Source organism: Deinococcus sp. Arct2-2 (assembly GCF_004801315.1).
Taxonomy (GTDB): Bacteria; Deinococcota; Deinococci; order Deinococcales; family Deinococcaceae; genus Deinococcus.
Window position 1 is genome coordinate 17,262 of sequence record NZ_SSNW01000037.1, and the last position, 11,726, is coordinate 28,987.

General features: G+C 63.3%; 11 protein-coding genes. 9 read left to right on the forward strand and 2 right to left on the reverse strand.

Annotated elements, in window-relative coordinates; genetic code table 11:
* The first annotated feature begins 31 nt into the window (after positions 1-31).
* Positions 32-1,876, forward strand: coding sequence for a helix-turn-helix domain-containing protein (locus tag E7T06_RS14720; RefSeq protein ID WP_136366532.1), 1,845 nt, complete (start codon positions 32-34; stop codon positions 1,874-1,876).
* 2 nt (positions 1,877-1,878) lie between these two features.
* On the opposite strand, the gene E7T06_RS14725 is transcribed toward E7T06_RS14720, so the two are convergent.
* Positions 1,879-2,667, reverse strand: a complete 789-nt coding sequence (locus tag E7T06_RS14725) for a methyltransferase domain-containing protein (protein ID WP_136366533.1) — start codon at positions 2,665-2,667, stop codon at positions 1,879-1,881.
* 143 nt (positions 2,668-2,810) lie between these two features.
* On the opposite strand from E7T06_RS14725, the gene E7T06_RS14730 reads away from it, so the two are divergent.
* The 8 genes from E7T06_RS14730 to E7T06_RS14765 all read left to right on the forward strand — a co-directional run bounded on the left by E7T06_RS14730 (position 2,811) and on the right by E7T06_RS14765 (position 9,858).
* Positions 2,811-3,728, forward strand: coding sequence for a CoA ester lyase (locus E7T06_RS14730; protein ID WP_136366534.1), 918 nt, complete (start codon positions 2,811-2,813; stop codon positions 3,726-3,728).
* Positions 3,721-4,194 carry a MaoC family dehydratase gene (locus E7T06_RS14735; RefSeq protein ID WP_136366535.1) on the forward strand — a complete coding sequence of 158 codons (474 nt, stop codon included), beginning with the start codon at positions 3,721-3,723 and terminating at the stop codon, positions 4,192-4,194. Before E7T06_RS14730 ends, E7T06_RS14735 begins: the two co-directional genes overlap by 8 nt.
* A 222-nt stretch (positions 4,195-4,416) precedes the next feature.
* Positions 4,417-5,028: an NADPH-dependent FMN reductase gene (locus E7T06_RS14740; RefSeq protein ID WP_136366536.1), complete on the forward strand. Its 612-nt coding sequence runs from the start codon at positions 4,417-4,419 to the stop codon at positions 5,026-5,028.
* Positions 5,025-5,795, forward strand: coding sequence for an RluA family pseudouridine synthase (locus E7T06_RS14745; RefSeq protein ID WP_136366537.1), 771 nt, complete (start codon positions 5,025-5,027; stop codon positions 5,793-5,795). Before E7T06_RS14740 ends, E7T06_RS14745 begins: the two co-directional genes overlap by 4 nt.
* A gap of 134 nt (positions 5,796-5,929) precedes the next feature.
* Positions 5,930-6,808: an alpha/beta hydrolase gene (locus E7T06_RS14750; RefSeq protein ID WP_136366538.1), complete on the forward strand. Its 879-nt coding sequence runs from the start codon at positions 5,930-5,932 to the stop codon at positions 6,806-6,808.
* 316 nt (positions 6,809-7,124) lie between these two features.
* Positions 7,125-7,646 carry a hypothetical protein gene (locus E7T06_RS14755; protein ID WP_136366539.1) on the forward strand — a complete coding sequence of 174 codons (522 nt, stop codon included), beginning with the start codon at positions 7,125-7,127 and terminating at the stop codon, positions 7,644-7,646.
* A gap of 204 nt (positions 7,647-7,850) precedes the next feature.
* Complete coding sequence (locus tag E7T06_RS14760) at positions 7,851-8,528, forward strand: response regulator (RefSeq protein WP_136366540.1); 678 nt, start codon at positions 7,851-7,853, stop codon at positions 8,526-8,528.
* A 7-nt stretch (positions 8,529-8,535) separates the two neighbouring features.
* Positions 8,536-9,858, forward strand: coding sequence for an ATP-binding protein (locus E7T06_RS14765; protein ID WP_240741088.1), 1,323 nt, complete (start codon positions 8,536-8,538; stop codon positions 9,856-9,858).
* A gap of 10 nt (positions 9,859-9,868) precedes the next feature.
* On the opposite strand, the gene E7T06_RS14770 is transcribed toward E7T06_RS14765, so the two are convergent.
* On the reverse strand, positions 9,869-11,437 hold the full coding sequence (locus E7T06_RS14770; RefSeq protein ID WP_136366541.1) for an NFACT family protein: 1,569 nt from the start codon (positions 11,435-11,437) through the stop codon (positions 9,869-9,871).
* Between the last annotated feature and the right edge of the window lie 289 nt (positions 11,438-11,726).

An 11,726-nucleotide genomic window follows, 5' to 3' on the forward strand; every position in this document is an offset into this window, starting at 1 on the left:
CGTGCCCCGCCGCCGCGTATACTCTGCGTTTGTGACTGCCGACAGCGGGGCCGAGCAAGCCCGAAATGCCATTTCTCCGCTTGGAGTGCTGCCCCCGCCGGGGCCGTCCTGCGTACACCTACCGCTGAATGTGACGCCGCAGGAGTTGGCGCGGTATGCGGTGGGCCTCGCCAATGCGCGGGGCGGCACGCTGCTGGTGGGCGTGGACGCGCTGAGTGGTGGGGAGTCGGTTCGGGATGCGGGCGAACTGCACCCACTGATGGTCACGCACGCGATTTTTGAACTGTCGGGCGGAAGGCTGACGGTGAACGTGCAGCACCATCGCTTGCCGGGTGGAGCGCGGGTGCTGGCCGTGTTCGTGCCCCAAGCGCCGTATGTGCTGGCCGCGCCCGATGGGGCTGTAATTGCGTGGGACGGGGCGCATCTGGTGCCGATTACCCCTGCCGAGGCCGAGCCGGTCGCCGATCAGGATTACACCGCCACCGTGCCTCCTGACGCGAGTTTGGCCGACCTCGACCCGGCAGAAGTGGCCCGCCTGCGGGGGCTGGGACGGCGGGGCAGCGCCTCCAACCTGCCTGATCTGGACTTTTTGCAGGAACTGGGATTGCTGATTCCCAGCGGCGGAGCGCTGCGGCCTACGCTGGCCGGAATCTTGCTGGCGGGCACTCCGGCGGCGCTGCGGGCGCATATGCCTCAGGCCGAAGTGTGCTTTTACCACCATGCAACCACCGACGTAGAGTTTCAGTTTCGGGAAGATTTGCTGCGGCCCATTCCGGCGCTGCTGACCCGGCTGGCCGAACTGATTCAGGCCCGCAACCGCTTTACGCCTGTGCAAGTGGGCCTGTTCCGAATAGAGGTCTGGGATCAGGATGAGTCGGTGTACCGCGAGGCGTTGCTGAACGCCCTGACGCACCGCGACTACACCCTCAGAGACGCCGTGCATGTGCATCATTACCCAGACCGACTGGAGATCATGAATCCGGGCGGGCTGCCGGGAGGGATTACACCGGGCAACATTTTGCGGCATCAGCCGAAGCGCCGTAACCCTCTGTTGGCCGAGGTGCTGGCAAAACTGGGCCTCGTGGAGCGGGCAGGCGTGGGCGTAGACAAGATGTACGGGCTGATGCTGCGGCATGGCAAAGAGCCGCCGGAGTTCACGACTTACCCCGACGCCGTAACTCTTGCGCTGCATTCTCCCGGCTTCGACGCCGATTTTGTGCGCTTCGTGGCCCGCAAGCAAGAAGAGATGCAAACCCTGTCGCTGGACATGCTGATCGTGCTGAGCCTGCTGGCCCGCGAAGGCGAGGCCACCCGCGCAACGCTGGCCCGCGCTCTGCAACTGGCCGAAGACCGCACGCCGAGGTTGCTGCGCGGCATGGAAGAACACGCCCTGATCGAGCGGGCGGGCGTGGGGCGCGGCATCGCGTATACCCTGAGTGCAGAGGTGCGGGCCGCGCTGGGTAAACCTGTGTTGGTTCAAACTGTGCCCGTTCAATACGTGCCACAAGCAGAAATAGTGCCAATGGGAAGCGACGTTGCACAAGAGGCAGAGGAAATTCAGGTCTTAGCTGAGGCTCCAGCCGTACCCGTCCACCCACCGGAATCCCAGAGCCAGCCTCTCCCCCATTCTCCCGCTGCCAAACGCCCCGCCCGCATACCAAAACCCGCCCAAAGCGACGGCCCTTCCGCTGCCGAAGTGCGGGCGGTAGCTTTGGCGTTGGCCCGCGAGCAAGGCAGCGTGCGAAATGTAGAACTCCGGGCCGCATGTGCGCTGACGCCCCAGCAATCTTGGCGGGTGCTGCGGCGTTTGGTGCAAGACGGCCTGTTGCTCAGGCGCGGTGTGGGCAAGCGGGACGCGGCTTACGTACTGGCCTGAAATCAGGGCTGTCCCGAACGCTGCGCCACCACGAAGACCCGCCGGAATGGAAAGGGCGTGCCGTAGGCCTGAGCAGGGTAAGCCCGCGCCAACTCTGCCCTGTATTCGGCCAGAAACTCAGCGGCATCTGAATCATTTAACTGTGCCAGCACGGGCCTTAGCGCCGTTCCTTTCACCCATTCCAGCACCGCATTTCCGCCGTTTGCGGGTCTGGGAAGCAGATGCAGATAGGTGGTCTCCCACGCATTGACCGAAAAGCCGAGCGGAGCCAGAAGCGCGACGTATTCGGCAGGGCCGAACGCGCCCAAGGAGGCCTTATCGCGGGCTTCGGCCTGAAGCGTGTGCCAGCGCGGGCGGGCCAAGACTTCGGCCAGTAGGGTATGGCTGGGGGCGTCGAAGTTGCCCGGAACCTGAAAAGCGAACGTGCCGCCCGCCGCGACAAGTCCAGCCAAACGCGGAATGAGCTGGGCGTGATCGCCTACCCACTGCAGAGCGGCGTTGCTGAAGAGCATATCCAGTGGCGCGGCGGGCTGCCACTCACGCAGATCGGCCTGCTGGAAGGTCAGATTCTTCGTGGCGTAGGCAGCGGCTTTGCTCAGCATCTCCGGGCTGCTGTCGAGACCCACCACATCTGCCCCCGGCCAGCGTTCCGCCAAAGCAGCGGTGAGGTGGCCCGTGCCGCAACCCAAGTCGGCCACCGTTTTTGGCTGCCCCTGCACCTGCGCCAGCAAGTCAAAAAAGGGCCGATCCCGCTCCTGCTGAAACTGAAGGTACTGCTGCGGATTCCACATGTCCTGAGCTTAGGAGTCTGAGCGCGAAGGTATGTGTACTACTTTAGAGACAACATCGAATGTACGCGGCTTGAGTGCTGCCGCTTTACACTGGCTGCCATGTCCTCCCCAACGAACGTTCGTTCCTTCGCCTCAGAGACTCTATGAATCCGGCCCTGACCCGCCCACGCAGCGTGCTGTTTGCCCCCGGCAACCGTGCGGAGCTGATGGCGAAATTGCCCCGCAGCAACCCCGACGCGGTGGTGCTTGATCTAGAAGACGCCGTGCCAAACACACCGGAAGCCAAAGCCGAAGCGCGAATTATGGTGCGGGATGCAGCGCGGGATTTGGTAGCGGCCCATCCCAAGCTGAATGTGTTCGTGAGGATCAACGCGCCCCACTCGCCCTATTTTGCCGATGACCTGCACGCCCTGACGCCCGAACTGGCAGGCGTGGTGGTGCCCAAGCTGGAATCGGGGGCCGATGCGGTGGCGGTGGCGACGGCGTTGGCCGAATACGGGCTAAGCCTGCCCATGATGGCGGGACTGGAAACCGCTTTGGGTGTGTGGCACGCGCACGACATCATGGCGGTGCCTGCGGTGGCGTGGGCCTACTTTGGGGCAGAGGATTACACCACTGACTTAGGCGGCACAAGGCTGTCGGAGCCGTCTGGAACGCCCAATTTAGAGGTGTTGTATGCCCGATCACGGGTGGCACTGGCGGCGCGGGTGGCAGGCGTTCCGGCGCTGGATATCGTGGTCACGCGCCTGAATGATGACGCGGCCTTTCTGGTGGACGCCGCGCAAGGCAGGGCGCTGGGCTACGCGGGCAAACTGTGCATTCATCCGGCGCAGGTGGCCTTATGTCACAGCACTTTTGGCCCCACCTCAGCCGACACCGCCCGCGCCCGCCGCCTGCTAGACGCTGCCCACACCGCTGCCGAAGCTGGACGAGGCGTCATGGCCTTTGAGGGCCAAATGGTGGATGAACCGATGCTGGCAAAAGCGCGGGCTTTAATCGCACAGGCGGAAGCTGAATCTCCTCAAGCGGAAGTTGGGGCACAATCAGGCCACCATGAATGAAGACCTGAACCGTCCTCAAGGCCGATATTTCGAGGAACTGACCCCCGGCACCCTGATTCGTCACCGCGTCACGCGCACGATTACCGAAGCCGACAATGTGTTTTTCACGACGCTGACGATGAATCCGCAGCCGCTCCACTTGGATCACGAGTACGCGGCGGGCACGGAATTCGGACGGCCTCTCGTCAACAGCTTGCTGACGCTGAGCCTGCTGGTGGGCCTCAGCGTGCATGAGTTGACGCTCGGCACGCTGATCGCCAATTTGGGCCTCACCGATGTGGTGTTTCCGCGCCCGGTGTTTCACGGCGACACCATTCACGCCGAATCGGAAGTACTGGAAGCGAGGGCCAGTGGCAGCCGTCCCGACGCCGGAATCGTGACGGTGGAGCACCGGGCCATGAATCAGCGGGGCGAAGTGGTGGCACGGTGTAAGCGGATGGCGCTGATGCAGAGGAGGGGCGTCTAAGGGTCTAGGGAAGGGTAATCGCGTTGCTCATTCACCCCCTCTGCTTCGCAGCTCTGCGAGTCCCAGCCTCCCCCCTCAAGGGTGAGGGAGCAAAAAGCCCCAAACTGTAGCTCTTGCCCTCAGCGCCCAGCAACCGACCCCGCCCTAACACCTTCGACCCTTAAACCCTCAGACCTTCCCACCGCGCATACGCCGCCGCCTCCCCCTGCTACCCTGCCTCTGATGCCCGTCCCGTCTTGCCCCCCGTCTCGCCCGCTGAACTTCACGCTGATTTCCACCAGCCTCGACCCCGACAGCCGCAGTGCTTGGATGATCGGGCACGCAGCGGCGCAGCTTCGGGCGGCGGGCCATGCGGTGACGCAGCTTGATTTGCGTGAAACGCCCTTACCAATGTTCGACAATGCCAGTTGTTACGCGCATCCTAACGCGGCGCTGTATCACGCGGCTATTGCGGGGGCCGATGGCGTGCTGCTGGGCGTGCCCGTGTACAACTGGGGGATTGGGGCGGGGGTCAAATCATTGGTAGAGCTGACGGGCAGCACCGACGAAACGAGGGCGCTGCATGGCGCGTGGTTCGACAAACCGGTCACATTTCTGGTGTCGGGCGGATTGGCGCACGGCTACCTCAGTCACGGAGCCTTTGCCTTTGGGATGATGGTGGACTTTAAGTGCGTGGTGAACCCGCATTTCGTGTATGCCACAGGCGCGGAGTGGGCCGCAGACGGCGTGCCCGGCGAGTGGCTGGCAACGCGGCTGGCCCGCACGGTAGATCGGGCCGTAGACCTGTCGGCGCGTCTGGTGGGGCGTTCTTATCAAAGCGTCTGGGAAGTATGACCGCCCCCCTGCTCACCCCTACCGAAAAGCCCCGCATCGTCGTGGAGCATCCTGATTTTTACGTGGTACACAAGCCCGCGCTGTGGCTGACGCATGCGGTGCGGGCGCGGGTAGAAGTGCCGGACGTGCTGACCTATATGCAGGCCGCCACCGGAGAAAGCATTCTGGCACCGCCGCACCGCCTTGACCGGGAAACCAGCGGGGCACAACTGCTGACCCGCGATACCGACGCTGCTCGCAAGTTTTTTACGCTGTTCAAAACGCATCTGGTGGGCAAAACCTACCTTGCCATCGTGCACGGCACGCCGGATTGGACGCGGCGCACGCTAGACGCCCCGCTGGGCGAATTGGGTTTGGGAGGCCGCAACAAGATCGTGATTCGGCAGGCAGTGATCCCCGATGGACGGCCCGCCATCACCGACTTCCGGGTAGTGGGACAGCGCGGCGGCCACAGCCTGATCGAAGCTTATCCGCGTTCCGGGCGGCTGCACCAAATTCGGGCGCACCTGTCGCATCTGGGCCTGCCAATGGTGGGCGACAAGATTTATGGCCGCGATCCAGACGCCTTTTTGGAGTTTATGGAGACGGGTCAGACGCCAGAGCTGACGGCACGGCTGGGGCTGGCCCGACAAGCCTTACACGCCGCCCGCATCGCCTTTCCTTGGGATGGAGCGCAGTTCAGCGCCGATATTCCACTGGCTGCCGATTTGCAGGCGTATTGGGCCAGTTTGCCAACAGATTCGACTAATTCATTTGACATCGAATAACCCACGGGGCAGCTTGAGCTTGGCTTGAGACGATGTGAAGCGGCCATTCAGGAGGGCAACAGGCTTTCTTGAAGCTTGAAGGCCGGAGCCAAAAGCGGTTCTAGAGTGCAGCCATACACACGGAGGTACTCACCATGAACCGGAACATCAAAACAATGCTGGCTCTTACAACCGCCCTTGCCCTCGCTGCCCCCGCCGGAGCGCAGGCCATTGCCGACAAAGGCACCGTGAACGTGAACGGCGCGAAAGTCTTCTACAAAGCCACGGGCAGCGGTCAACCCCTGATTCTGATTCACGGTTATCCTCTTAGCGGCGAACTGTTCAAGAATAACCGCGCCGCACTCGCCAAAAACTTCCGTGTGATTACGGTTGATCTGCCCGGATTCGGCGGCAGCACCACCACCAGCCGAACCGCCAGCATCGAAAATTACGCCACCACCATGCTTGCTTTTATGGACGCCGTGAAGATTGACAAGGCGATTGTGGGCGGCATGAGCATGGGCGGCATGACCCTACTGCAAATGTACAAGCAGGCTCCAGACCGCTTTAGGGGCCTGATTTTTATTGACACCACTGCCGACGCTGCTGGCCCTGCCGAGGCTGCCAACTGGCGCGGCACCGCCCAACAAGCGCAAATGATGGGCGTGTCTAGCCTTGTGCCCACGCTGATGCCCCGCATGCTGACTGGCAAAAGCCGCATGGAAATGCCCAATCAAGTGGAGTTTTTGGGCGGTCTGATCAAGCAAGCCAGCCTGAACGGAGCCATCGGCGGGGCCAACGCTCTGGCCGCCCGCCCCGACGCCAACCCCATTTTGCCTACCATCGGCGTGCCCACGCTGTTGGTGTTTGGGGTAGAAGACAACGTGACGCCTATCGAGCTTGCCATGAAAATGCAAAAAGGCATCGTGGGCAGCAAGTTGGTACTGATTCCCGGTGCAGGCCACGCCGCCACCTTCGAAAAGGCCGCCGCCGCCTCTGCCGCGATGCTGGACTGGGCCAAGACCATTCGCTAAAAGAGTTGTGCTGGAAGGGCTGGAGCGTTGAGGCGCTCTGGCTCTTTTTTAATTGGCGATGCGTGTAGACCCCCCCGTTGCTAGCGCAACGCCCCCCCTTAGAGGGGAGGACACAAGCTGTTGCGCTCCCCTTCGAGGGGGGCTAGCTGCGAAGCAGACTGGGGGTTCACCTTCCGACGCTGCCGCCCAATTCACACCACATTCACATTCGCTCCGCCTGCCGTTCACGCGCTCAGCCGTACCTTCTCTGTACGCAAGGGGACAGGCCCCACGCACCACACAGAAGGACGCGCTCAGGCGCTCAGGAGCAACCCACATGGACGTCATCATCAACAACGCTACGCCCGCACAAGTTACCGCACAGCCCGCCCAGACCTACGCCCCTATTCAAGGCGTGCCCTACGGCTACGGCCCGCAGGCTTACCAGCAATATCAAGACCGCGACGGCCCCGGCTTCGGGTTCTTTGCTCTGCTCGGCCTAGGCATTTTCTTATTTGCCAAAGCCCGCCGCAAGCGCCAAATGTGGCGGCACCGCATGGGCAGAAATGGAATGGGCATGGGTGGCCCACAGCAAGCCCTTGCCGGAGCAGACTGGGGCAAGCCCGATATGGACAAATCCGAGATGGCCGACGAATGGCGCGAGAACTTCCGGCGCGGCAAGCAGAAGTTTTTTAGCGACGGCGCACTGAGTATTGCCCGCGAACGCTACGCCAAGGGCGAAATCAACGCCGACGAGTACCAGAGCCTCACCAAAACCCTGATGGGCGAGGGCGGCGCGGCAGACAAGGCAACAGACAAGCCTGCTGACGCCAAAGCAGATGCAGATAAGCTGATCTGAGGATTACGGGCGGGGCAAGTAGACGGAGCGCAACAGGTCTAAGGGGCGAGGGTCTAAGGGGTCTAAGAACCCCGTGACTCTTGGCCCCGCTAGGCTGAGGGGATTCAACGAGCGCCGGCAATTGCCCTTCTTAGTCCCTTGACCCTTAGACCCTTAGACCGCCCCCAAGTACACTGCCCTCACACGCCGCAAAGGAGCCGCCCCATGTCCAGCACCATATTGATTGTCGAAGATGAAGTGCGGCTGGCCGACATTTTGGAGGAATATTTGCGGCGGGAAGGCTTTCATACTGAACGGGCGGCGACGGGGCCGCGTGCGCTGGAACTGTGGCGCTCGGCGCGGCCTGCCCTGATGCTGCTTGACTTGATGCTGCCGGGAATGGACGGTCTAGAAGTGGCGCGGCGGGTGCGAGCCGAATCGAATCTGCCCATTATTATGCTCACGGCGCGGGATGAAGAAGTAGACCGGCTGGTGGGGCTGGGGATTGGTGCCGACGATTACGTGGTCAAGCCGTACAGCCCGCGTGAAGTGGTGGCGCGGGTTCGGGCGGTGCTGCGGCGGGCCGGGGGCGGCGTAGACGTGCCCACGTTGCTGCACGCTGGCCCCCTCAGTGTAGACACGGCGGCTTTTGAAGTCCGGCTGGACGGCACGCCGCTGGAAGTCACGGTGGCAGAAGTGCGCCTGCTGGCCGCGTTGGCGCGGGAACCCGGCGTGGTCAGGTCGCGCACCGAACTGCTGGCAGCGCTGGGCGGCCTAGACCGGGGCACCGATGAGCGGGCCGTAGATGCCCACGTCAAGAATCTGCGGCGCAAACTTGGGGAGCGCGAAGGCTTGCTAGACACCGTGCGCGGCGTCGGCTACCGGCTAAGGGCTGAGGGATAGGAGCAGGATGAAGCGGGAGGACGAGCAGGACACGGAGACACGCGGGCCAGAGTGGGCCAAGATGCAGAGTCGCTCGATTCGGAAGTCTTCGCGCACCTTAGAGAAGCAGAGCTTAAAGAAAGGTCACGCCAAAAAACGCAGCCGCAGCCGCAGCGGCCTGCGTGCCCGCCTGACGCGCAGCTTTGCGCTAGTAGCGGTGCTGGCCGTCGTGCTGACTACCTTCGCCACCGTGGACGCGGCCTTTCAAGTCATTGCCAAATTGAACCCGGAACTGGGCCTGATGTCGGCAGATCAGGGCGGCGATCCCATCGGATTTCAGTGGTCATGGCCCGAAGTTGACCCAACCACCGGAGCAACCGGCCTGACCGACGCAGAGGCTTCTGCGCTGGCCCAGCGCCGGGAACTCGTTCGTGAGGCTTCCGCCGAAATTACGCGCAGTGCGGTCAGGTCTGCGTTTTTAAGTGCGCTGCTGGCAGTGATCGTGGCCGCCTTCATGACCCGGCAATTGACCCGGCCACTGGGCAGACTGGTGGTGGGCGCACAGCGGCTTCAGGCGGGAGAACGGGACTTGCAATTGCCTGTGCCGCGCCGCCAAGACGAACTGCATGACCTGACGGCGGCGTTTAATGACCTGACCACCAGCCTCGCCCGCCAAGAAGCATGGCGGCGCGGCCTGATTGCCGATGTCGCGCACGATTTGCGGACTCCACTGGCCGTCCTGCGCTCCGAAATAGAGGCCATGCAAGACGGCGTGCAGCCCACCGACGCCGCCGCCCTGACCCGCCTCCACAGCGAAGTCTTGTTGCTGGCGAGGTTGGTGACTGACCTGCGCCTGCTGTCTTTGGCCGAAAGTGGGGCGCTGAGCCTGAAACCCGTGGCGCTGGACGGGGGCCACATGCTGCACGCACTGGCCGACGCTTACGCGGTTCGGGCGGCGGGCGCGGGCATAACGCTGGAGGTGGTGGCCCCACGCCCCGCGCCCCTGTTGGCCGATCCTGACCGCCTGACCCAAACGTTACGCAACATTCTGGACAACGCCCTGCGTTACGCCGCGCCCGGTTCAGTCATCCTGAGCGCCGTGCAGGACAGGCAACTCACCCGCCTGACCATCCGCGATCATGGCCCCGGCTTCCGCCCCGACGACCTTTCGCGGGCTTTCGAGCGTTTTTACCGCGCCGATGCCAGCCGTACCCGCGATCCGCAGGGCCGCGCCAGCAGCGGCCTCGGCCTCGCTATTGCCCGCGCCCTCACTGAAGCGCAGGGCGGACAGATAGAAGCCCGGAATCATCCGGGGGGCGGTGCGGAGTTTACGTTGACTTTTCCGGTGTGACGGGTTTGAGCTACCCCACTTCCGGCATCGTGCCTTCCACCCACACCGTTTTCTGATCGGTGTAATGCACCTGTCCGGCGGGCGCACCCTTGGGCCGCCACACGTACTTGATGCGGGTATAATCCACAGCCACATTCCCGCCGCCGCGTGCCTTGCTATGTGCGGCGGCGAGGCGGGCCGCGTACAGAATGTCGGGCAAATCCAGTTCGCGCCCGCCACTTCTGACCAGCACATGGCTGCCGGGATAGCCCTGCACGTGAAACCAGAAATCCATGCTGCGGCCTAGGCGGTGTGTCAGGGCGGCGTTTTCTTTGTTGTTGCGGCCAATCAGGACTTCTATACCGCTGGGGGTGGTGTAGCGCGAACCATACGGGCTGCGTTCGGGTTTCTCGCTGTGCAGGGTGGCACTCAGGGCTTCCAACTCTTCCAGCGACGCGCCGTCCAGTTGGGCCACACGCTCTGTGGCGGCGTCCAGTTCCGCCCGTAAGGTGGGTTCGCGTTCGGCCAAGCGTTCGTACACATCCTCGCGGCGGCGGGCACGGGTATATCGTTTTTCGGCGTTCTGCACGGCACTCAGTTGAGGTTCAAGGGCCACCGGCACTTCCCCGCTGCCGTCGAAGGCGGGCAGGAGGGCGCTGGCGGTACCTGTCGGGACGGTATGGGCATAGGCCATCAGCAGGTCGGCCTCGGTGCGGTCTTGGGCGGCCACGTCCAGCCCGGCTTCGGCGCGGGTCACGTCGGCCAGTTGGTGGGTCAGCAGGGTCACGCGCTTGTCTAGCGGCTCACGCAGCACTTTGCGGAGAGCCGCCGCCTTGTCGCTGCGTGCCGCCTCGCGTGCGCCATCCTGCATCACGCCCTCGCTGACGGTGGGATCGGCCACGATAGAAGCCAGCGCTGCCAACGCTGCTGCCAACTCCTGTTCGCCGGGAGCCTGATCCAGCGGCAACCCGGCGCGGCGGGCCAATTCTGCGCCCAGCAGCAAGCCCAATCCATCTATCCGGTCACGCCATTTACCGATGGGCACGCTAGCAAGGCTGGCGGCGTCTTCGGGCGACAGGGCACGCGGATCGAGTTTTTGGTACGGCGGCGGCGGCGTATACGTGCCTCCAGTGCGTACCGTGCGGAAGCGGTTGCGGCTGTTGGTAATCTCGCGGGCCGCCAGCACAATTCTGCCCTCAAACGGCTGGCCGTCTTCCGGCATGGCGTCCAGCACCAGCAGGTTGGCATTGCGGCCCGTGACTTCAAACAGCAGGCGGCTGGCGACTTGATCCACAAAGCCCGTTTCGCCCGCAAAATGCAGCACCAGCACGCGGTCTAGCTTCAGTTGCTCTGCGCCCAACAAGTCGCCGCGTACTCGGTTCGCCAGAAAACGTTGAAAGCCGTTGCGGGGATCGCCGCGCAAGCGTTCTTTGCTGATAAACACCACGGGCTGCGGCGGGCGGTAAGACAGCACCAGATTTCCCACGCCTTCCAGCAGCAGGGCCGCCGTCGTTTCATCGGGAAAAGCCCAGCCCAGCGTCCTCAGCGGCAAGTTGGGCGCAAGCTCGCGCAGCACCCGCGCCAGCATCAGCCCTTCCATGTGTGGCACCCCCAGCAATAGGTCAGGTCAAAGTGAATGGGGGAAAGAATCATGGGAGCCATGCTAGCGCCCAGCGCACGGGGAACCTATCGGCCAAGCGGCTCATGCGAGATTGAAAAGCGTCCCGAACATGGGTTTTTGCCCTCTCCACTCGTGGGAGAGGGGCGCTGTGAAACAGCGGGGTGAGGGGGCGTGTGCGCCGCGAACCCGCCTTATGTCAAGGATTCAATTTCATCTCGTATCAGCGGAGCGGCACAACGGGGAGGCAGTGTGCAGGCATGAAAAGAGG